This is a genomic window from Bradyrhizobium sp. U531 (genome assembly GCF_051710265.1).
Classification (GTDB): domain Bacteria; phylum Pseudomonadota; class Alphaproteobacteria; order Rhizobiales; family Xanthobacteraceae; genus Bradyrhizobium.
This window is the reverse complement of sequence record NZ_JASVEN010000003.1, coordinates 302739-324816: the sequence shown is the minus strand read 5'-3', so window position 1 is coordinate 324816 and position 22078 is coordinate 302739. Positions and strand designations below refer to the sequence as shown.

19 protein-coding genes and 1 tRNA gene are annotated in these 22078 nt (G+C 65.4%); 10 read left to right on the top strand and 10 right to left on the bottom strand.

Features of this window, described 5'->3' with window-relative positions:
• Positions 1-18: 18 nt before the first annotated feature.
• From QRQ56_RS17795 to QRQ56_RS17785, 3 genes are read right to left on the bottom strand one after another with little or no spacing between them, the layout of a single operon-like run.
• On the bottom strand, positions 19-864 hold the full coding sequence (locus QRQ56_RS17795; RefSeq protein WP_438741852.1) for a carbohydrate ABC transporter permease: 846 nt from the start codon (positions 862-864) through the stop codon (positions 19-21).
• A complete protein-coding gene (locus QRQ56_RS17790; protein ID WP_438741851.1) occupies positions 857-1798 on the bottom strand; it encodes a carbohydrate ABC transporter permease in 942 nt (313 codons plus the stop codon). Before QRQ56_RS17790 ends, QRQ56_RS17795 begins: the two co-directional genes overlap by 8 nt.
• Before the next feature lie 2 nt (positions 1799-1800).
• Positions 1801-3066 (bottom strand): ABC transporter substrate-binding protein, encoded by a 1266-nt coding sequence (locus tag QRQ56_RS17785; protein WP_438741850.1) that lies wholly within the window; start codon positions 3064-3066, stop codon positions 1801-1803.
• Positions 3067-3229: 163 nt separating this feature from the next.
• Here QRQ56_RS17785 and QRQ56_RS17780 point away from each other — a divergent pair, with 163 nt between their 5' ends.
• Entirely contained in the window at positions 3230-3988 is a 759-nt protein-coding gene (locus QRQ56_RS17780; RefSeq protein ID WP_438741849.1) for an SDR family NAD(P)-dependent oxidoreductase, read from the top strand.
• A gap of 103 nt (positions 3989-4091) precedes the next feature.
• Here QRQ56_RS17780 and QRQ56_RS17775 read toward each other — a convergent pair.
• Positions 4092-4166: transfer RNA gene (locus QRQ56_RS17775), tRNA-Gln, on the bottom strand.
• 247 nt (positions 4167-4413) lie between these two features.
• On the opposite strand from QRQ56_RS17775, the gene QRQ56_RS17770 reads away from it, so the two are divergent.
• Positions 4414-6192 (top strand): acyl-CoA dehydrogenase, encoded by a 1779-nt coding sequence (locus QRQ56_RS17770; RefSeq protein ID WP_438741847.1) that lies wholly within the window; start codon positions 4414-4416, stop codon positions 6190-6192.
• A 209-nt stretch (positions 6193-6401) separates the two neighbouring features.
• Here QRQ56_RS17770 and QRQ56_RS17765 read toward each other — a convergent pair whose 3' ends face one another.
• Positions 6402-7664, bottom strand: coding sequence for an MFS transporter (locus QRQ56_RS17765; RefSeq protein ID WP_438741846.1), 1263 nt, complete (start codon positions 7662-7664; stop codon positions 6402-6404).
• 241 nt (positions 7665-7905) lie between these two features.
• Here QRQ56_RS17765 and QRQ56_RS17760 point away from each other — a divergent pair, with 241 nt between their 5' ends.
• The 8 genes from QRQ56_RS17760 to QRQ56_RS17725 all read left to right on the top strand — a co-directional run bounded on the left by QRQ56_RS17760 (position 7906) and on the right by QRQ56_RS17725 (position 17053).
• Positions 7906-8664, top strand: a complete 759-nt coding sequence (locus QRQ56_RS17760) for an enoyl-CoA hydratase-related protein (RefSeq protein WP_438741845.1) — start codon at positions 7906-7908, stop codon at positions 8662-8664.
• A gap of 198 nt (positions 8665-8862) precedes the next feature.
• Positions 8863-10518 (top strand): bifunctional metallophosphatase/5'-nucleotidase, encoded by a 1656-nt coding sequence (locus QRQ56_RS17755; RefSeq protein WP_438741844.1) that lies wholly within the window; start codon positions 8863-8865, stop codon positions 10516-10518.
• Positions 10519-10653: 135 nt separating this feature from the next.
• Positions 10654-11583 (top strand): histone deacetylase family protein, encoded by a 930-nt coding sequence (locus tag QRQ56_RS17750; protein ID WP_438741843.1) that lies wholly within the window; start codon positions 10654-10656, stop codon positions 11581-11583.
• A gap of 73 nt (positions 11584-11656) precedes the next feature.
• Complete coding sequence (locus QRQ56_RS17745) at positions 11657-11908, top strand: exodeoxyribonuclease VII small subunit (RefSeq protein ID WP_008132970.1); 252 nt, start codon at positions 11657-11659, stop codon at positions 11906-11908.
• Between the two features lie 621 nt (positions 11909-12529).
• Positions 12530-14458 (top strand): 1-deoxy-D-xylulose-5-phosphate synthase, encoded by a 1929-nt coding sequence (gene dxs, locus QRQ56_RS17740; protein WP_438741842.1) that lies wholly within the window; start codon positions 12530-12532, stop codon positions 14456-14458.
• A 40-nt stretch (positions 14459-14498) separates the two neighbouring features.
• Positions 14499-15053, top strand: coding sequence for a nucleoside 2-deoxyribosyltransferase (locus QRQ56_RS17735; protein WP_438741841.1), 555 nt, complete (start codon positions 14499-14501; stop codon positions 15051-15053).
• A gap of 25 nt (positions 15054-15078) precedes the next feature.
• Entirely contained in the window at positions 15079-15813 is a 735-nt protein-coding gene (locus tag QRQ56_RS17730) for a TlyA family RNA methyltransferase (RefSeq protein WP_438741840.1), read from the top strand.
• A complete protein-coding gene (locus QRQ56_RS17725) occupies positions 15806-17053 on the top strand; it encodes a class I SAM-dependent RNA methyltransferase (protein WP_438741839.1) in 1248 nt (415 codons plus the stop codon). Before QRQ56_RS17730 ends, QRQ56_RS17725 begins: the two co-directional genes overlap by 8 nt.
• 87 nt (positions 17054-17140) lie before the next feature.
• On the opposite strand, the gene QRQ56_RS17720 is transcribed toward QRQ56_RS17725, so the two are convergent.
• Genes QRQ56_RS17720 through QRQ56_RS17700 form a run of 5 tightly spaced genes read right to left on the bottom strand, consistent with a single transcriptional unit; the run spans position 17141 to position 22075 of the window.
• Positions 17141-17992 (bottom strand): ABC transporter permease, encoded by an 852-nt coding sequence (locus QRQ56_RS17720; protein WP_438741838.1) that lies wholly within the window; start codon positions 17990-17992, stop codon positions 17141-17143.
• 2 nt (positions 17993-17994) lie between these two features.
• Positions 17995-18843, bottom strand: a complete 849-nt coding sequence (locus tag QRQ56_RS17715) for an ABC transporter ATP-binding protein (protein ID WP_438741837.1) — start codon at positions 18841-18843, stop codon at positions 17995-17997.
• Entirely contained in the window at positions 18840-19886 is a 1047-nt protein-coding gene (locus tag QRQ56_RS17710; protein ID WP_438741835.1) for an ABC transporter substrate-binding protein, read from the bottom strand. Before QRQ56_RS17710 ends, QRQ56_RS17715 begins: the two co-directional genes overlap by 4 nt.
• A gap of 42 nt (positions 19887-19928) precedes the next feature.
• Positions 19929-21143 carry a CaiB/BaiF CoA transferase family protein gene (locus QRQ56_RS17705; RefSeq protein WP_438741833.1) on the bottom strand — a complete coding sequence of 405 codons (1215 nt, stop codon included), beginning with the start codon at positions 21141-21143 and terminating at the stop codon, positions 19929-19931.
• Positions 21140-22075: a hydroxymethylglutaryl-CoA lyase gene (locus QRQ56_RS17700; RefSeq protein ID WP_438741831.1), complete on the bottom strand. Its 936-nt coding sequence runs from the start codon at positions 22073-22075 to the stop codon at positions 21140-21142. The genes QRQ56_RS17705 and QRQ56_RS17700 overlap by 4 nt, the downstream gene beginning before the upstream one ends.
• Between the last annotated feature and the right edge of the window lie 3 nt (positions 22076-22078).

Sequence of the window (22078 nt, the reverse complement as noted above, 5' to 3'; positions counted from 1 at the left end):
ATCTCCCGAGACGATGGCTCATCCCTTGACCGCGCCTGCGGTGAGGCCGGCCACGATGTGTTTCTGCGCCAGCAGGAACAGAATGATCGTGGGCAGGATGGTGAGCGTGATGAAGGCCAGGATCAGGTGCCATTCGGACGAGTATTCGCCCTGATAGACCATGATCCCGAGCGGCCAGGGATAGAGAGCGTCGGTGTTCAACATCACCAGCGGCAACAGATAGGCATTCCAGCTGTTGACGAAGGTGATGGTACCGACGGTCGCCAGGATCGGGCGCGACAGCGGCAGCGTCACATAGCGGAAGAACTTGATGTAGCTGCAGCCGTCGACCAGCGCGGCCTCGAGCAGCTCATACGGAATGTCCTTGAAGAAGCGGCGGAGCAGCAGCACGCTCATGGCGAGGCTGAACGCCACCTGCGGCAGCGCGACGCCGAAATAGGTATCGAGCAGCCCGAGATCGCGCACGTTGATGAACAGAGGCAGCACGGCGGTCGCAGCGGGAAACAGCAGGCCCAGCGTCAAATAGCTGAGCAGCATCGAACTGCCATAGAACCGGACATGGGCGAAGGTGAACGCGGCCATCGACGCCGTGATCAGCGTCAGCACCACCGCCAGCGTCGAGATGACAAGCGAATTGCGCAGGAGCTCCCAATAGCGCGCCGAGAACAGGATGTCCGCGTAGTTCTGCCATTCCCAATGCCTGGGCAGACCGAACGGATTGACACGCAACTCGCCGAGCGACTTGAAGCCGCCGAGCAGGGTCGCCAGCAACGGCACCAGGACGAAGACCGCGACCAAGCCGAGGAACAGCGCCTTGAACAGCGCGGCGGGATCGAATGCGCTTGTCGTCTCGACATTACTCATCGCGCATGAACCATCGCTTGTAGGTGAAGGCAAAGGTGACGCAGATCGCGAACAGGATGACGCCGATGGCGCTGCCATAGCCGACCCGCATGCGGGAAATGCCGTTGTTGTAGAGGAAGCTCACCATCGTGTTCGAGGAGTCGGCCGGCCCTCCCCGCGTCAGCGGCATGACGAGGTCGAACAATTGCAGGGACCCGACGATGGCGAAGAACACGGACAGACGGATGGTCGGGTAGAGCAAGGGGATGACGACGTGGCGCAGCGTCTGCGTCCGCGTCGCGCCGTCGATCCTGGCGGCTTCGACCAGGCTCTTGTCGAGGCCCTGGAGCGCCGCAATGAACAGCATCATGTGGAAGCCGAAATACTTCCAGACCACGACGATCAACACCGCCAGCATCGCCGTGTCGGTCGAGGCCAGCAGATGCGGCGGCTCGGCGCCGAAGGTACGCCAGATCGAGGCGACAAGGCCGTAATCGCCGTCGTAGACGAAGCTGAAGATCAGCCCGGTCGCGATCTCGGCCAAAATATACGGCATGAAGAACAGCATGCGCAGCGCCACCGCCCCGCGAAAGCGCTCGGCGAGCATGAGAGCCAGCGTGAGCGCAAGCGGCAGCTGGATGGCGAGCGAAACGGCGATGATCAGCCCGTTGTTGCGCAGTGCGAGCCAGAAAGCCCGCGTCTCCAGCACGAAGCGGTAATTGTCGAGGCCAATCCAGTTCGTCGGCCTGCCGAACCCGTTCCAGTTGAAAGCCGAGTACCAGGCGGCCTCACCGATCGGCAGCACCACGAACAGCGTGAACAGCAGCAGCGCGGGCGGCAGGAACAGGATCAGGACCGTGAAGCGGCCGTCCCAACTCGGCCCGCGAACCGCGACCTGAGGAGCCGCCTCGCCGGCAACGCCGATCGGCGAGGTGATCGCGATCCGTCGCGCCACCGTCAGTTCCCCTGCTTCCACGCGGCTTCGATCGCTTTCGCCGCGTCCTGCGGGCTCATGCTGCCGCCGGCGATCTCCGCCGTGACGTCGTTGACGACGCGACCGACCGAGGGACCGAGGCTCTGGTCATAGAAGTTCTGGTGATAGTTGGACTTCGCCAGATTGCCCGCGATCTGCTTCATGAAGGCGCTGCTGAGGCCGGCCTCGCCGCCCTTGACGACGGGAACGATGAAGTTGCCGCCAGCAAGCCGAGCCTGCACGTCCTTGGAGATAAAGAACTTGAGGAAGTCGGTGGCTTCCTTGGGCGCGCCCTTGGTGATCAGCCAGCCGGTGATGCCGCCGAGCGTGTCTGATGGCTCACCCTTGCCGCCGGGTACGACCGGAAAATCGAACCAGCCAAGCTTGTCGTCGCTGAGACCCACCTTGTCGGCGGCGAGTGCGCGCTGGGTGTGATAGAAGGACGAGATGGCCAGGATCATCGCGGCCTTGCCGTCACCGAAATAGCCGACGGCCTGCGGGTTCTTGAAGCCGAGGAAGCCATTCTGGAACGGCTGCAGATCGACCAGCTGCTTGAAAAGCTCGCCGGATTTCTGGAAGGTCTCGCCGGTGAAGCCACCGTTCTCCCCCTTCAGCGCTGCATCGAAGGCCGGCTTGCCGCCGATGCGCACTGCGAGATGCGTCCAGTAGAAATGCAGCGGCCATTTATCGGCACCGCCAACCACGATCGGCGTAACACCCGCGGCCTTCAACGTTTTCACCGCGCCGAGCAGATCGTCCCAGGACTTGATGGCAGCAGGATCGACCTTCGCCTTGGCCATCAGCTCCTTGTTGCAGAGGAATCCGACCTGCGACAGCGAGATCGGAAGTCCGAAGACGCGGCCGTTCTGGGTGAAGGCCGCGAGCGCCGCCGGTGCGATCGTGTCGCTATAGCCGTCGCTTTTCACGGAATCGGTGATGTCTTCCAGGACGCCGGCTTCGACCTGCGTCTTCAGGACCCCGCCGGCCCAGCTATAGATGATGTGCGGCCGGTCCTTCGATTGCAGGATGGTCGGCAGCTTGGCCTTGTAGGCCTCGTTCTCGAGGAACTGCATCTCCACCTTCACACCGGGGTGCGACGCCTCATAGCTGCGTGCGACTTCCTCCCAGATCTTCACTTGGGCCGGATTGACCTCGATGTGCAGCCATTTCACGGTGGTGTCGGCTGACGCGGCAGGGCCCCAAAGCAGGCATGCGACAGCGGCGAGTCTCAGCTTCCCGAGCAATCTCATCACATCCTCCCAACCGGCTCTTATTCTTTGGCCGCGATCCTGCCCTCAATTTTTGAGGTGCGCAACACAAATTCTGACCTATGTACCTCACGGACGGAATGGCTAAGGTCGGGACGAGAATCGGGCCAGCCGCTGTGCTGGCCGCAACAAACCGAGGTTGCCCATGGCTGCCATCTATTCCGACCTCGCCGGCAAGGTCGTGCTCGTCACCGGCGGTGCCGCAAGAATTGGCGCTGCGATCGTGCGGCGTTTCGCCGAGCAGAAATCCACGGTGGTGTTCTTTGACATCAAGCTCGACGAGGGGCAGCGCCTGGCGCGTGAGCTGTCCGACCAGGGACTGGCTGCGCATTTCCAGCACGTCGACCTCACGGACATCCCCGCGCTCCGCGCCGGCGTCGTCGAGGCACGCAAGACTCACGGCGCGATCAACATCCTGATCAACAACGCCGCGCATGACGAGCGGCACAACACCGAGGAGATGACGCCGGAATATTGGGACGACCGCATCGCGGTGAATCTGAAGCACCAGTTCTTTGCGTCGCAGGCCGTGTTGCCAGACATGAAGGCGGCCAATGCCGGCGCCATTGTCAATTTCGGCTCGGTGTCGTGGATCGCAGGACAAGGCGGCATGGCCGCTTACACCGCCAGCAAGTCGGGCGTGATCGGACTGACGCGCTCTCTGGCGCGCGACTACGGCCCGTACAACATCCGCGTCAACGCGATCGCACCGGGCTGGATCATGACCGAGCGCCAACTCGAGAAATGGATGACGCCGGCGGGCGAGATCGAGTTGCAGCAACGACAATGCTTGAAACGCAGGCTCGTGCCGGACGAAGTCGCGAAGTTCACCGTCTTCCTCGCGTCCGATGAGGCCTCCGCCTGCACCGCTCAACACTACATCGTCGATGGCGGCTGGGTCTGAGCTGCCTTGTGGGCGCGGACCACTTCACGGTCAGCGGGTCGCGACGTCGTGCAATTTCCCAAGCCGGGTGGGTTCGTCAGCAATCTGTGAGAAGCGGAGCATCTGGCTGGGGCGGGAGGGATCGAACCTCCGAATGGCGGAATCAAAATCCGCTGCCTTACCGCTTGGCTACGCCCCATCAGGCGACCAGGGAACGGGGCGGAAGAACTGGCTACCGCAGATTCCCGCTGGTCGCAGCCGGTCTATAGGGAGACCAGCGGCATTTCAACCGCCTGGAGGGGCAAAATACCGCGGGCCGCCGAGGCAGGCCGCGCCACACCTTATTATGGGGCCGGCAGAATCCCGATGCGGTGCCGTATCGCCCCCATTGAGACCTCTCCCGTTTCATGGGAATACGGCGCCAATGATGTCCACGGGAGTGAGCCATGACCTACCGCGCGCCGATCTCTGACATGCTGCTGTCGCTCAACCACGGCGCCGGCCTCAAGGCCGCCGTGGAGGCCGGTCATTACGGTGATTTCGACGGCGATATCGTCGCGGCCGTGCTGGAGGAAGCCGGCAAATTCGCAACCGACGTGCTGGCCCCGCTCAACAAGGTCGGCGACGAACACGGCATCAAGCTCGATGCCGGCAAGGTCACGACCGCACCGGGCTGGCCGGACGCCTACAAGCGCTGGATCGAGGGCGGCTGGAACGCGGTCTCGGGGCCGGAGGATTTCGGCGGCCAGGGCCTGCCGATCGCGATCAACGCCGCCTGCACCGAGATCTGGAGCGCCGCCAACGTCGCCTTCGGCCTCTGCCCGCTGCTGACGGCCTCCGCCATCGAGGCGCTGGACGCCCATGGCAGCGACGAGCTGAAGACGGTCTATCTCGAAAAGCTCGTCTCCGGCGAATGGACCGGCACGATGCAGCTGACCGAGCCGCAGGCCGGATCCGACGTCGGCGCGTTGCGTACGCGTGCGGAGAAACAGGCCGACGGCACCTATCGCATCAAAGGGACGAAGATCTTCATCACCTATGGCGAGCACGACATGACCGACAACATCGTGCATTTCGTGCTGGCCCGCCTGCCGGACGCGCCCGCCGGCACCAAGGGGATCTCGCTGTTCCTCGTGCCGAAATTCATGGTCAATGCCGACGGCTCGCTCGGCGCGCGCAACGACATCTTCGCCTCCGGCGTCGAGCACAAGCTCGGCATGCATGCCTCCCCGACCTGCACCATGACCATGGGCGATCATGGCGGCGCGATCGGCTTTCTGATCGGCGAAGAGAACCAGGGCATGCGCTGCATGTTCACGATGATGAACCAGGCGCGCCTCGGCGTCGGCCTGGAAGGCGTCGGCGTTGCCGACCGCGCCTATCAGCAGGCGCTGTCTTACGCGCAGGAGCGCAAGCAGGGCCGCGCCGTCGGCAAGAAGGGCGACGGGTCGGATGCGATCTTCGTGCATCCCGATGTCAAGCGCATGCTGATGCGGATGCGGGCGCAGACCGCCGCCGCGCGCACCATCTGCTATGCGACCGCGGTTGCGATCGACGTCTCGACCCGTGCCAAGGACCCGAAGGTGCGCGCCGACGCCGCCGCGCGCGCGGCGCTGCTGACGCCGATGGCCAAGGGATATTCCACCGACATCGGCAACGAGGTCGCCTATCTCGGCGTGCAGATCCATGGCGGCATGGGCTTCATCGAGGAGACCGGCGCGGCGCAGCATTATCGCGATGCCCGCATCACCGCGATCTACGAGGGCACCAACGGCATCCAGGCGATCGACCTCGTCACGCGCAAGCTGGCGGCCAATGGCGGCGCCTCGGTGTGGGCGCTGCTCGACGAGCTCGCGGCCACCGTCAAGCAGGTCGAGGCCTCCAACGATCCCGCTTTCGGCACCACGGGTGCGAAGTTGCGCGAAGCGCTGGACGCGCTGACCCGCACCAGCAAATGGCTGCTGGAGCGCGTGACGTCGGCGCCGAACGACGCCCTGGCCGGCGCGACGCCCTATCTGCAGCAGTTCGGTGCGACGCTCGGCGGTTGCCTGCTCGCCTCCGAGGCGCTCGCCGCCAAGGCCGACGGCAACACCGACGCCGCGCGTTACGTCTCGCTGGCACGCTTCTTCGCCGAGAACATCACCGTGCAGGCGCCCGCGCTCGAGCGCACGGTGACGGAGAGCGCGGAATCGGTGGCGGCGGCGGACGCCGTGCTGCTGGGGTAAGCTGACCCCGCAAGCATTGATGCGTAGGGTGGGTTAGCCGTAGGCGTAACCCACTGCTTGTGCCGCCGCGTGAACAGAATAGGTGGGCTGTCATTCCCCGCGAAGGCGGGGAATCCAGTACGCCGCGGCCTCTCGATCGATCCCCGGCGTCTCGGAGTACTGGATCGCCCGATCAAGTCGGGCGATGACACCGCCTTTGGGGTGAGCGCCTATCCCACCTTTCGATCTTGCCCTGGGGATAGATCTCGCGAGACGTGCCTCCCCGGCCGCCACAGCACGACACTCGCCGCCACCAGATCGAGCGCGACGCACATCGCAAAAGCCATCGTGTAATTGCCGGTGAAACTCCGCGCGAGGCCGACGATGCCGGGACCGAAGGCGCTGACGACCCCGCTGATCGAGGTGCCCAATCCCATGGCGGCGGCGAAGGCGCCGGCGCCGATCTCGCGCTGGATGATCAGGGGCGGGAACGTGATCATGTTGCCGATCGAGAAGCCGTAGACGGCGCAGCACAGCAGCAGCATCGTCGGGCTCGTGCTCTGCAGGAGAACGAGCAGCGCCGCCGCCTGGCTCGTCATCGACGCCGCGCAGGCGAGGCGCGGATCGAGCCGGTCCACGAACAGGCCGAGCGTCAGGCGGCCGACCACCGCCATCGCCGCCATCAGGGTCACGGCAAGGCCGGCACTCGCGCGCCCGATCAGCGGCTCGAGAAAACTCACCTGGTGGATGATGAACCCCATCTGCGCCATGACCGCGATCGCGATCGGCAGCACCATGGTCCAGAACGCGGCGTTGGCGAGCAGGTCCTTGCGCGTTTGGCCGCGCGCGGCGGCGCCCGCGCTTTCGGATCGCCTGTCCGATGCCGGCGAGGTCCCGACCGGCCAGCCGATGAAGCTCACGACGACGGGCAGCACCAGCACCATCATCGCGAGCGTGACCGCCAGCATGGCGGCGCGAAAGCCGATGCTGCCGCTCAGCGACAGCAGCAGCGGCACGAGGATGATGCCGCCGCAGGTCGCGCCGTTGAAGGCGAGGCTGAGCGCGAGCCCGCGCCGGCGTTCGAACCAGGAGTTCAGCACGGTCGCGATCACCACGGTGCCCATGCCGGTCCAGCCGACCGACATCAGCGCATAGGCGAGATAGAGCTGCCAGGGCGTCTGCATCAGCGCCAGCAGCACCGTCGAGGCGCCGAGCGCCACCAGGCCGCTCAGGATCAGCGAGCGCAGCCCGATGCGCGCCAAGAGATCGTCGGTGAAGACGACGAGCACGGAGGTCAGCAGGAACGAGAAGGTGCTGGCCGCGGAGACCAGCGTGCCCGGCCAGCCATGGGCGCGCTGCAGCTCGGCCAGATAGACGCCCTGCCCATACAGCCCGAAGCCGAACATGAAGAAGGCCATGAGAAAGCAGGCCAGCACGACGCGCCAGCCGCGATAGTGCAGCGAGGATTCGTCGACACGGGTTGCGGCAATCATCGATCGGGGCAATCGGTCAAATGGAACCGGACGATCGTGCACCACAACCAGCGGTTTTTCAAACGAAACATTGTAGCCGATTGTTGCAATGCGTGACAGCGACGGCTGCCATGCGCCGCCTCGCGAAATCCGCTGGCGAAAACCTTGACCCAGCGCATTGGCACGCCTGCGGGATGATGTAGGCTGATGCACGGCGAGGCTTGCAAAGCAGCAAGCGTCGCGGCGACCGCAGGGAGTTCTCATGCCGAACGGCAACATCGTCGTCACCGAAGAGCGTGGAACGCGCGTGATCACCCTGCGTCGTCCGGGCAAGAAGAACGCGATCACCCAGGAGATGTACCGGGAGATGGCCCGCGCGATCGACACCGCGCAGAACAACCCCGAAATCCGCTGCATGATCATCACCGGCGGCTCCGGCGTGTTCACCGCCGGCGACGACATCGACGATTTCATGCATGCCGACACATCCCGCCCCGAGACGCTGTCCGAAGGCGCGAAGTTTCTCTATTCGCTCGCCCTCAACGTCAAGCCGATCATCGCGGCCGTCGACGGCGCCTCGATCGGCATGGGCACCGTGATGCTGTTCCACTGCGACTACGTGCTGGCCTCGAACGCTGCGACCTTTTCCGCGCCTTACATCCATCTCGGCCTCGTGCCGGTCGGCGCAGCCAGCCTCCTGATGCCGAACACGATGGGCTATCAGCGCGCCTTTGCCTTGCTGGTGATGGGACGGACTTTCTCCGCCGCGGAGGCTCATGCCGCCGGCTTCGTCAACACCGTGGTGTCGCCGGGACATACCGAAGTCGAGGCGCGCAAGGTCGCGCGCGAGATCTGCCGGCTGCCGGCCGAGGCGGTCGCAACCTCCCGCAAGCTGCTGCGCGCGCCGGCCGAAGAGCTCACCCGCCGCATCGACCAGGAAGGCCATCTGTTCGGCGAGCGGCTGAAATCGGACGAAGCGGTCGCGGCGTTCAACGCGTTCGCGAGCAGGAAGAAGAGGTAGGGACTCTTCCCTCTCCCCTTGTGGGAGAGGGTGGCTCACCGCGTAGCGGTGAGACGGGTGAGGGGTATCTTGCCTCGCACTGACATGTCACCTTGTGGAGAGATACCCCTCATCCGGCGCTTCGCGCCACCTTCTCCCACAAGGGGAGAAGGAAGAATGCTTCGTGAAATCTTCGCGCGGAGCGACTAATCTGGTTCCATGCGATACCGATCCATCCTTGCCGCGCTCGCGCTGATCTTTGCCCTCCCCGCTGCGGCCCAGACCGCCGACCCCGTCGAGCTGCGCATCCTCGCGGTCAACGATTTCCACGGCAATCTGCGGCCGCCGCCGGGCGGTATCCGCATCAATGACCCCGAGGACAAGAGCAAGAAGGTCATGGTCGCGGCTGGCGGCGCCGAATACATGGCGACGCTGGTCAAGCAGCTGCGCGAGGGGCACAAGAACACAATCTTCGTCGCCGCCGGCGATCTGATCGGCGCGAGCCCGTTCCTGTCGGCGATGTTTCACGACGAGCCTTCGGTCGAAGCGCTGTCGATGATGGGACTTGCGATCACCTCGGTCGGCAATCACGAATTCGACGAGGGCAAGACCGAGCTGCTCAGGATGCAGAATGGCGGCTGCCACCCCGTCGACGGCTGCCAGGGACCACATCCATTCACAGGTGCCAAATTCAGCTATCTCGCAGCCTCGACGATCGAGACGGCGACGGGCAAGAGCGTGCTGCCGCCTTACGAGATCAGGGAATTCGAGGGCATCCCCGTCGCCTTCATCGGGCTGACCTTGAAGGAGACCGCCGGCATCGTCTCGCCCTCGGGCATCGCCGGGCTCGAATTCCGCGACGAAGCCGAGACGGTGAACGCGCTTGTGCCGCAGTTGAAGGCGCGCGGCGTCGAAGCGATCGTGGTGCTGATCCACCAGGGCGGCGAGCCCTCGGGCGATTACAACGAATGCCCTGCCATCACGGGGCCGATCGTCGACATCGTGAAAAAGTTCGACCGCGCCGTCGACGTCGTCGTTAGCGGGCATACCCACCGCGCCTATGTCTGCGACATCGACGGGCGGCTCGTCACCAGCGGCGATAAATACGGCACGCTGGTCACGGCGATCGACCTCAAGCTCGATCGCACGACGCGCGACATCGTCACCGCCAGGGCCGACAATTTTCTGGTCGCCAACGCCTCGCTCGCGAAGGATCCCGAGCAGACCGCGCTGATCGAGGCCTATGACAGGCTGTCGGCGCCGATCGCCAACCGGCCGGCCGGATCGGTGACGCAGACATTGTCGCGCGTGCCGAACGAAGCCGGCGAAAGCGCGCTCGGCGACATCATCGCGGATGCGCAGCTTGCCGCGACCCGGGCGGCGCAGGATGGCAGCGCTGTCATCGCCCTCACCAATCCCGGCGGCATCCGCACCGACATCGTGCCCAAGGAGAACGGCGCGATATCCTTCGGCGACGTGTTCGCCAGCCAGCCATTCCGCAACCGCCTCGTCACGATGACGCTGACGGGCAGCCAGCTCAAGGACATGCTCGAGCAGCAATGGCTGGACCCGAAGCGACCGCGGATCCTCCAGGTCTCGAACGGCTTCAGCTATGCCTGGGATGCGTCGAAGCCATTCGGCGAGCGCGTGCTGCCTGAGAAGATGACGCTGGGCGGCCGCCCGATCGAGCCGGGAAGCGGCTACCGCATCACCCTCAACGATTACCTCGCCGTCGGCGGCGACGGTTTTACCGTCGCCAAACAGGGCACGGCGCAGCAATATGGCGGCTACGACGCGGATGCGCTGTTCGCGTTCTTCCGGGCGCACGGGCCGATCGGTCCGTTGCCACCGACCCGCATCCTGCGGGTGAATTGATCCGGATCAAACCGGCGAGGGCCGGACGCCCCTTTGCCATTGCCGCCCAAGCGCATAGATTGGGGTTAGAGATTGCGTTTTGGCGCCGGATGCGCCAAGCGACGACGAGAGTCCGTTTCCTGTGAGGCCGACCTGATGAGCACGCTTCTTCTCTCCCACAAGGCCTGCCTCGACCACGTCACCCCGCCGGGACATCCTGAAAGGCCCGATCGCCTCCGTGCCGTGGAAGAAGCGTTGTCGCACGAGCGCTTCCAGTTCCTGGCGCGCGACCTCGCCCCCGAAGGCGATCTCGATCTCGTCACGCTCTGCCACAACGAGCATTACGTCACCGAGCTGCGCCACATCGCGCCGGCCAGCGGCCAAGTTTATATCGACGGCGACACCTCGATGTCCCCCGGCACGTGGGAAGCGGTGATGCGCGGCGTCGGCGGCGCGGTTGCGGCGACCGAAGCGGTGATGAACGGCGAGCATCGCAACGCCTTCGTCGCGGTGCGACCGCCCGGCCATCATGCCGAGATCGGCAAGCCGATGGGCTTCTGCTTCTTCGACAATGTCGCGATCGCCGCGCGCCACGCGCAGCGCAAATACGGCATCAAGCGCGCCGCCATCGTCGATTTCGACGTGCATCACGGCAACGGCACGCAGGACATCTTCTGGTCGGACCCGACCGTGATGTACTGCTCGACCCACCAGATGCCGCTGTTTCCGGGCACCGGCGCCAAGGGCGAGCGCGGCGACCACGACACCATCGTCAACGCGCCGCTCGCCTCGGAAGACGGCGGGCCGGAATTCCGCTCCGCCTTCGAGAATCTGATCCTGCCGCAGCTCGAAAAATTCAGCCCCGAATTGCTCGTCATTTCCGCCGGCTTCGACGCGCATTATCGCGATCCCCTGGCCTCGCTGAATCTGCGCGCAGAGGATTATGCCTGGGTGACGCGCAAGCTGATGGATCTCGCCGACAAGACCGCGGGCGGGCGCGTTGTTTCCGTGCTCGAAGGCGGTTACGACCTGCAAGGACTGAAAGAATCTGTTACGGCGCATGTCGGCGCCCTCATGGGCGCCTAGAGGACCCGCCACATTAAGCCCGCAAAACCCGCCTCCACTGCGGGCCAAAGGAATCGGGCAATCGGAAACGGATATGGCCGAAAACACCCAAGTCGACGTCAGCAGGCTCACCTTCGAGCGCGCGATCGAGGAACTCGAGACGATCGTGAAGCGGCTCGAAGACGGCAAGGTGCCGCTCGAGGAATCCGTGACGATCTACGAGCGTGGCGAGGCGCTGAAGCGCCGCTGCGAGGAATTGCTGCGCCAGGCCGAGGCACGCGTCGACAAGATCACCACCGATGCCAGCGGCCAGGCCACCGGCACGGCGCCGCTCGACGTCCAGTAACCCAGGCCCTTCCCAATCCGGCCCGGACCGCGCTCCCCTGCGAACTTTCTGCGCAAGGAGCCGCCGCGTTTTCCTGATCGCACGCCCCAGGGGTCCGCGGCGGATGTTGGTTTCATTGGCAATGCCGGGATTGGACGGCCCCAAATCGGCCCGTCGCGGCTCAAAAGCTTCCATTTCGGCAAAAAAAGCCTGCCAACGAACCCGGCAGGCCGGGAACCTCTGATCCCCGCCCACAGTTAACCACTCTGGCCCGCGAGTTGCACCTGCATACCCCTAAGCGGCCCAGCGGGTTGGCTTTGGCCCCAGCTTTGGTGTAAAGCTGCGCGCAGTGTGGCTTTTTGTTAGCCTTGACGTGGGGACCGATTTCCGACGACAAGCGCTTCAAATCGCTAATGAAATTGGCTGGGACGGACGAAGCCGATCTACGTGACAGGGATCACAGAGACTGAACCGGAGCGCACTTAAGCTCACCTAAGCTTGAAGACGGGGTTGTCAGCTTGAAGAAGAGGCTTGGCCCCATGCAGGTGGCTCCGACGGTTTGAGGACTCGCGCTGCGCCGATATTGTGCAAACCCATCGCGCACCGGAATGACCTTCCGGCGCTGACAAATTGGAAATCGCCGTGAACGCATATAGCAAGACGCCGCTTCTCGACACCATTCGGACGCCGGAAGACCTGCGCAAGCTCAAGATCGAGCAGGTTCGCCAGGTTGCCGACGAGTTGCGGCAGGAGACCATCGATGCCGTCTCGGTGACCGGCGGTCACTTCGGCGCGGGCCTCGGCGTGGTCGAGCTCACCACGGCGATCCATTACGTCTTCGACACGCCGCGCGACCGGCTGATCTGGGACGTCGGCCACCAGGCCTATCCCCACAAGATCCTGACCGGGCGGCGCGACCGCATCCGCACCTTGCGCACCGGCGGCGGCCTTTCCGGCTTCACCAAGCGCAGCGAGAGCGATTACGATCCGTTCGGCGCGGCGCACTCCTCGACCTCGATCTCCGCCGGCCTCGGCATGGCCGTCGCGCGCGACCTCTCGGGCGGCAAGAACAACGTTATCGCCGTGATCGGTGACGGCTCGATGTCGGCCGGCATGGCCTATGAAGCCATGAACAATGCGGGCGCGATGAACTCGCGCCTGATCGTGATCCTCAACGACAACGACATGTCGATCGCGCCGCCGGTCGGCGCCATGAGCGCCTATCTGTCCCGCCTCTACTCCGGCAAGACCTATCGCACGCTGCGCGAGGCGGCCAAGCAGATCAACAAGCGCCTGCCCAAGATCATCGCCAACCGCGCCAACCGCGTCGAGGAATACTCGCGCGGCTTCATGATGGACGGCGGCACCCTGTTCGAGGAGCTCGGCTTCTACTACGTCGGCCCGATCGACGGTCATAACCTCGACCATCTGCTGCCCGTGCTGAAGAACGTCCGCGACATGGAGACCGGCCCGATCCTGGTCCACGTCGTGACGCAGAAGGGCAAGGGCTACGGCCCCGCGGAAGCCTCCGCCGACAAGTACCACGCCGTCGTCAAGTTCGACGTCGCCACCGGCACCCAGGCGAAGGCCAAGCCGAACGCTCCGGCCTACCAGAACGTGTTCGGCCAGAGCCTCGTCAAGGAAGCCCAGAAGGACGACAAGATCGTCGCCATCACCGCGGCGATGCCGTCGGGCACCGGCGTCGACATCTTCAACAAGGCTTTCCCCGACCGCACCTTCGACGTCGGCATCGCCGAGCAGCACGCGGTGACCTTCGCCGCCGGTCTTGCGACCGAAGGCTACAAGCCGTTCTGCGCGATCTACTCGACCTTCCTGCAGCGCGGCTATGACCAGATCGTGCACGACGTAGCGATCCAGAACCTGCCCGTGCGCTTCGCGATCGACCGCGCCGGCCTCGTCGGCGCCGACGGTGCGACCCATGCCGGCTCGTTCGACAACGCCTATCTCGGCTGTCTGCCCAACATGGTGATCATGGCTGCGGCCGATGAGGCCGATCTCGTGCACATGGTGGCGACCCAGGTCGCGATCAACGACCGCCCGAGCTCGCTGCGCTATCCCCGCGGCGAAGGCCGCGGCATCGAGATGCCCGAGGTCGGCATTCCGCTCGAGGTCGGCAAGGGCCGCATGATCCGCCAGGGCAGCAAGATCGCCCTGCTCTCCTTCGGCACGCGTCTCGCCGAGTGCGAGAAGGCGGCCGACGAGCTCGCCGCGCACGGCCTCTCCACCTCGATTGCGGATGCGCGCTTCATGAAGCCGCTCGACACCGAGCTGGTGCTCAAGCTCGCGCGTGACCATGACGTGCTGATCACGATCGAGGAAGGCTCGATCGGCGGCTTCGGCTCGCATGTCGCGCAGTTCCTGACCGATCAGGGCGTGCTCGACAGCGGCATGGTCAAGTTCCGCACGATGGTGCTGCCCGACGTGTTCCAGGACCACGACACCCCGGCCGCGATGTACGCCCGCGCCGGTCTCGACGCCAAGGGCATCGTCGCCAAGGTGTTCGAGGCGCTCGGCAAGGACGTCAAGGCCGAGACCGTCAAGCTCGCCTGAGGGCGAGCTTCGACGCTCTGCGGCGAAGCGATAGCACTCGATGAAAATCTATCTGGCAGGTCCCGACGTGTTCCTGCCGGATGCCATCGAGATCGGCCGCCAGAAGGTCGCGATCTGCGCGGCGCACGGGCTGACCGGCCTCTATCCTCTCGACAATTCCATCGATCTTGCCGCGCCCGATGCCGCGCGACAGATCTTCTGCGGCAACGAGGCGATGATGGATGCGGCCGACGCCATCATTGCGAACCTCACCCCGTTCCGCGGCGCCGGGGCCGATCCCGGCACGGTCTACGAGCTCGGCTACATGGCGGGACGACGCAAGTTCTGCCTCGCCTATTCCAACGACCCCGCCACCTATGTCGACCGTGTCGGCCGATTCCTGGACGTCACCTCCGAGGACGGGCGGCTGGTCGATGCGCAGGGACTGACGGTCGAGGATTTCGGCCTCGTCGACAATCTCATGATGATCCATGCGCTGGAGCTGCACGGCTGTCCGCTGGTGACACCGGCCACGATGCCGATCGACGTCTGGCATGATCTGGCCGCGTTCGAGACTTGCGTCCGGATGGCGGCTGCGCGATTGATCGCACCCTGAGCGCCAGTCCCTGTTGAGAGAGCCGATGTCCCCTGCCCGCAAGCGCGCGGATGTTCTTCTGGTCGAGCGCGGCCTGTTCGAAAGCCGGGCGCGGGCGCGCGCGGCCATCGAGGCCGGGCTGGTCACGGCCGACGACAAGCAGGTTTCAAAGCCCTCGGAGACAATCGCCGAGGACGCGGTGATCCAGGCCGAGCCCGCACACCCCTACGTCTCGCGCGGCGGCGTCAAGCTCGCCGGCGCGCTGGAGCGCTACAGAATCGAGATCGAGGACCACGTTTGCCTCGACGTCGGCGCCTCAACCGGCGGCTTCACCGAGGTCCTCCTGGCCAACGGCGCGAGCCTGGTGTTCGCGATCGACGTCGGCACCAGCCAGCTGCACGCCTCGCTGCGCGGTCATCCCAAGATCGTGTCGATGGAGGAGACCGACATCCGCAGCTACGACGGCAAGCGGCTGCCGGCGCGGCCCGATGTCGTCGTCATCGACGTCAGCTTCATCTCGCTCAAGACGGTGCTGCCGGTGGCGCTGTCGCTCGCCGCGGCGCCCATGAGCCTGCTGGCCCTGATCAAGCCGCAATTCGAGGCCGACCGGAAGCACAACAAGAAGGGCATCGTGCGCGACGCCGCCGTGCACCGGGAGATCTGCGACGACATCACAGCCTTTGCCGCCTCGCTCGGCTGCACCGACATCGAGGTGTTCCCCTCGTCGATCTCGGGGGGCGACGGCAATATCGAATTCTTCCTGGGCGCGCGCCGTGGTTGAGCGTCTGACCATCGATCACGTCGGCCATCGCGGCGACGGCATCTCGCTCACCACGGGCGATGCGGTCTATGTGCCCTACACGCTGGGCGGCGAGACCGTCGAGGTCGATCACGTCGTGGGTCATCATCCTGATCGACGCAAGCTGCTCGCCGTGGAGGTCGCAAGCCCGGAACGCATCGCGCCGTTCTGCCCGCATTTCGGCGTCTGCGGCGGCTGCGCGATCCAGCATTGGGCGGCAGAGCCCTACCACGCCTGGAAACGTGGCATCGTGGTGGAGACGCTGGCGCAGGCCGGCATCGATTGCGAGGTCGCGCCGCTGGTGGACGCCCACGGCGCCGGCCGCCGGCGCATCACGCTGCACGGCCGCTTCGGCACCCATGCCATCCTCAAGGTCGGCTTTTCCGCTACGGGCTCGCACGACGTCATCCCGATCGATCGCTGCCCGATCCTCGATCCCGCGCTCGACGGCGCGCTCGAAGCCGCCTGGGCGATCGCCGAGCCGCTGACATCGAAGATGCCGGTGACCAAGCCGCTCGACATCCAGGTCACCGCGACCGCCAACGGTCTCGACGTCGACGTGCGCGGCTCCGGCCCGCTGCCGACGCCGCTGGTCACCGCGCTGTCGCAGGTCGCCGAGCAGAACCGCCTGGCGCGGCTGACGCGGCACGGTGAGCTCGTGCTGCAACGCCTGCCCCCGACGGTGAAGATGGGCCGCGCCGAGGTGACGCTGCCGCCGGGCTCATTCCTGCAGGCGACGGTCGCCGGCGAGGAGACGCTCGCCGCGCTCGTCGTCGAGCGTATCGGCAAGGCCAAGGAGATCCTCGACCTTTTCTGCGGTGTCGGCCCGTTCGCGCTGCGGCTCGCCGAGAAGGCGCGCGTCACGGCCTACGACAGCGATGCCGGCGCCGTTGCGGCGCTGGCGAAGGCCGCGCGCACGCCGGGCCTGAAGCCGATCAAGGCCGAGCCGCGCGACCTGTTCCGCCGGCCCCTGGTGCCACCGGAGCTGCGCGACTTCGACGCCGTGGTGTTCGACCCGCCGCGCCAGGGCGCGCAGGCGCAGGCGCTGAAGCTCGCCGCAAGCAAGGTGCCCGTCGTGGTCGCGGTATCCTGCAACGCCGCCACGTTTGCTCGCGACGCGCGGCTATTGATCGACGGCGGCTACCGGCTGGAGGCGGTGGTGCCGGTCGATCAATTCCGACACACGCCCCATGTCGAGCTGGTGGCACGCTTCAGCCGCTGACGTCAGGCTCTACTGTTTGAGCATGATCTTTTCGGAGAACCGCTGCACACTTTGCGCTAACGCGGCCCTCCGGGTCCGGATCATGCTCTACGCCGACGCCTCGAATTGCGGCTGCCAGCGCAGCAAATAGGATTGCAGCGAGCGCACCGCGATCGCGAGCAGGATGCCGACGAACATCATGACGAAGATGGCGACCATCATCTCGCTGGCATTGGCGCGCGCCTCGGCTTCGATGATGAGCTTGCCGAGGCCACGTTCGGCGCCGATGAACTCGCCGACGATGACGCCGATCAGCGCAAAGGACACCGCCGGCAGCAGCGAAGCGAACACCCAGGCGAGCGCGGAGGGAATCACGACGGTTCGCAGCACGGTGAATTCGCTGGCGCCGAGCAGGCGGGCGGCGGCGATCTGGTCGCGGTCGACCGCGCGCGTGCCCTCGAAGGTGTTGAAGAACACCACGAAGAACACGACGAGCCAGGCGGTCGCGATCTTGGAGAGGTCGCCGAGGCCAAAGATCAGGATGACGAGCGGCACCAGTGCGATGCGCGGGATCGAGTTGAGCGCCACGATGTAGGGGCCGAACACGCGGGCGAGGAAATCGGACCGGCCGAGAACGAGGCCCGCCGCGATGCCGCTGGCCGAGCCGAACAGAAAGCCCCACCATGTGTTCTTCAAGGTGACGAGCGTCGCAAGCCACAGATTGTTGTCGTTACCCTTGATGCAGGCGGTAAAGCCGCTCGCATCGGCAAAGCAGCCGAGCCGCAGAAAGCTCTGCCAGATCAGTGACGGCTTGGCGACGAAATAGGGATCGAGGATCTTCGGCACATAGGCTTTCGGCAGCAGTGCCTTGCTCCACTCGAAGCCCCACTGCCAGACGACGAGAACGGCGGCAAGGATGGCCAATTGCCAGAACAGGATGACGGTGCGGCTGTTGGACATGGTCAGTCGGCCCTGGTGCGGCGGAATTCCTCGCCGAGCGAATGCCAGATGTGCGAATAGAGGCGGCCGAACTCGGCGGTCTCGCGCACCGAAACGGGATCGCGCGGACGCGGAATGGCGACGTCGAAGTCCTCCTTGAGACGGCCGGGCCGCGCCGAGAGCAGGATGATGCGGCTCGCCAGTGTCAGGGCTTCGCCGAGATCGTGCGTCACGAACAGCACGGTCTGCCGCTCGCGTTCCCAGATCTCCAGCAGCGTCTTGTGCATCTCCAGCTTGGTGTGGGTGTCGAGCGCACCGAACGGCTCGTCCATCAAGAGGATCTCGGGCTCGAGGATCAGCGTGCGCATCAAGGCGACGCGCTGGCGCATGCCGCCGGACAGCATGCGCGGAAAGCTCTGCCCGAAGCCCGCGAGCCCTGCCTTCTCGACGGCCGAGGCGACGCGTCCTGCGCGCTCGGCCTTCGGAAGACCCGCGATCTCCAGCCCATAGCCGATGTTCTGCTCCACGGTTCGCCAGGGAAACAGCGTATCGCGTTGGAAGACGTAACCGACTCTGGCGTTGACCGTGCCGGTCTCGACCGTGTCATCGTCGATCAGGATGCGTCCGCCCGTGCGCGGCAGCAGCCCCGCGACCATGTTGAGAATGGTGCTCTTGCCGCAGCCGGAGGGACCGAGCAGCGCGACGAACTCGCCTTGCTTGACCTCGAAGGAGACGTCGTCCACCGCCACGAACTCGCGACCGGACGCGGTGAAGCGCTTGGCAAGCCCCTGCACCGCGATGCGGGTGCGCGCCGCCGTCGTTGCATCCGCTTCGCGTGCGAGCGCGAGGCCCGGGCCTGGCGCGGCGATCATTTGTATTTCGCCCTGGCCGCCTGGAGGAAGCTCATGTCGACGACGTCCTCGTATTTGGTCTCGGGAATATCCGTACCCTTGCGATACCAGGGCTTGGCACCGCGCTCGAACGCGGCCTTGTCGATGACGCCGTCATAGGCCCAGGTCGACTTGTCGAAGCCGAGCTCGGCACTGACCGCGTCGGGATCGATCCCTGAGAAATATTTCGGCGTGACCAGCGCCTGTACCTCCGCGAGCGGCGTCGCCTTGACGAAGGCCATCGCGCGGTAGATCGCGTTGACGTAGGCCTGCACCATCGCCTTGTCCTGCTCGACCGTGTCCTGCAGCGTGTAGATCACGAGCACGGGCAGCGCGCCGCCGAAATCCTTCTCGAACACGCCAGGCTTGGACGTGTCGTAGATCGTCCTGCCAAAGCCCTTCTTCTCGACCTCGACGATCCAGCTCGGCGGCGCCATGATGGCATCGAACTGCTTGGTTTGGAGCGAGGGGAACATCGTGTTGGGGCCGCCGCCGGCGACCCAGTTCACCTTGCCGCCGAGCCCGCGCGCTTCGAACACGTAAGTGCCGAACACCCAGGTGCCGGATCCGATCGCGGTCGCGGCAACGATCGGCTTGGCGCCGTCGGGGCGCTTGTACTCGGCGAGCTTCTCGACCGAATTGATGCCACTCTCATAGAGGTCCTGCCGCACCATGATGCTGGCGTAGGAGCACACCATCTCGGTCGCGAGCAGGATCTTGCAGGGCTTGCCGCGGGCACCGAGCTGCAGCGGATGGCTGGCATCGCCATGGGCGAACAGCGCCTGCCCTGCCGCCAGCGTCTGGCGACCGAATGTGCCGGCATTGCCGGTGACGAGCTTGGAATCGAGTCCTTCGTCTTTGAAGTACCCCTTCAGCTCCGCGATCATGCCGATGGCGTAGACCGGCGACACCGGCCCGAAGGCGAGCGAGACCTGCTTGGCCTCGGCGTGCAGCTGGCCGGGCAGCAGCGATGCGCCGGCCCATGCGGAGCCCGCGATCAGTGCCTGGCGCCTGGTAATGCTCATATGCTCCTCCCTCCCTTGGTTTTGTTCGGTTATGCCGATCCGTCAGGATGGCGCGACCTTGATCGTCCCCGCCGCTCGCAGCGCTTCGATGTCGTTCGCGGACATGCCGATCTCGCGCAGGATCTCGCCGCTGTGCTCGCCGATCCCGGGGGGATCGTAGCGATTGGGCAGGCGCCTTCCGTCCATCGAGATCGGCAGCAGCGGCGTCCTGGCCTCCCTGCCGTCGGGCAGCCGGATATCCGTCAGGCCGCCCGACTGGTTCAGATGCGGATCATCGAAGAGATCGCCGGGCTTGTTCACCGGCGCGTAGGGCAAATCGAGCTGCTCAAGACGCGCGGCCAGATCGGCCTTGTCCCATTGCCTGAATATCTTCGCGATCTCCGGGATCAGCCAGCTGCGATGATCGACGCGGTCGTTGCTGGTCGCAAAGCGCGGATCGACGAGCCAGGCTTCGCGATCGAAGGCGCGGCAGAACGCCGCCCATTGCTCCTCGCCGACGATGGTGACGAACAGTTTCGAGCCGTCCCTGGTGTCAAAGAGATCGTAGACCGGCCATGGGCTGTCCTTGATCGAATACGGGATCGAAGGCTGGCCGCTGACCACCTCGCACATCATGGCCTGCGCCATCAGGAACACGTTGTTCTCGTACAGCGCGCTCTGGATGTAGCGGCCCCGGGCAGTGCGCTGCCGTTCGGCGAGCGCCGCCTGGATCGCGATCACGCCGAACATGCCGCCCATGACGTCGTTGACCGAGGCCCCCGCCCGCATCGGACGATCGGGCAAGCCGGTCATGTAGGCGAGACCGCCCATCATCTGCACGACCTCGTCGAGCGCGAGGCGGTTCTCGTAAGGCCCGGGCAAGTAGCCCTTGAGCGAGCAATAGATCAGGCGCGGCGCGAAGGCCGCGACGCTCTCATAGTCGAGGCCGATCCGCTTCAGCAGGCCGGGGCGGAAGTTCTCGATCAAGACGTCGCTGTTCTCGATCAGCCTGCGTGCGACGCCCTGGCCTTCGGCCGTATTCGTATCCAGCGCGATGCTGCGCTTGTTGCGGCTGTAGGTGGCGAAGAAGCCGGCGGCAGGCCCCTTGAAGGTGCGGGTGCGGTCGCCCTTGGGCGGCTCGACCTTGATCACGTCGGCGCCGAGATCGGCGAGGATCAGGCCGCAGCTCGGCCCCATCACCATCTGGCTGAACTCGATCACCCGAAGCCCGGCCAGCGGACGAAGCTCCGATGCCGCCTCACGCGCAGCCGAAATCATGCCGCGCTCCGCAGGACTTTGGGGACGCCGGCTTCGTGCAGATGGCCGGTCAAGTGCTTTGCGGGGATATGGCGTGCGAGAATCTCGCGCGTCTGCATCAGGCGGTCGAGGTCGATGCCGGTGGACAATCCCATCCGCTCCAGCATGAACACGAGGTCCTCGGTGACGATGTTGCCGCGTGCCCCGGGTGCGAAGGGGCAGCCCCCGAGCCCGGACACCGCGGCGTCGAAGCGGCGGATGCCGGCTTCCAGGCCCGCGACGGCATTGGCAAGGCCGGCGCCAAGCGTGTCGTGCAGATGCAGCCGCAGAGTCATTTGCGATCCGATCTCGCGCCGCACGGCCGTGACGATCCCACCGATCGATTTGGGCGTCGCATAGCCGACGGTGTCGGCAAGCCCGATCTCGTCGGCGCGGGCTTCGGCAAATGCGCGCGCGACGCGACACACCGCGGCTTCGCTCACCTCGCCTTCCAGTGAGCAGCCGAACGAGGTCGAGATCGCTCCCATCAATTGCGGCCGCTGGCCCGCGGGCCGGGCGTCGATCGCGGCGCGGACGGCGCGAAATCCCTCGAGCTGCTCGTCGACCGTGCGGCGGACATTGGCCTGGTTGTGCGTCTCGCTCGCCGAGATGACGAAATAGACGGCATTGACGCCTGCCGCGATGGCGCGCTCGGCGCCCTTCGGGTTCGGCACCAGCGCGCCGATGGTCGCAGATTTGTGCGTCAGCGCATGGGCCATGACGGCGTCAACGTCGGCGAACTGCGGCACGACCTTTGGCGGAACGAACGATCCGGCGTCGATCTCGCGGACGCCGGCGGCGGCGATCGTGTCGATCAGCGCGCATTTGGCCTCGGTCGGAACGAAGATGTCCAGGTTCTGGAGGCCATCGCGGGGAGCGACCTCGCAAATGTAGACATCGGGCGCGGACGCCATCGG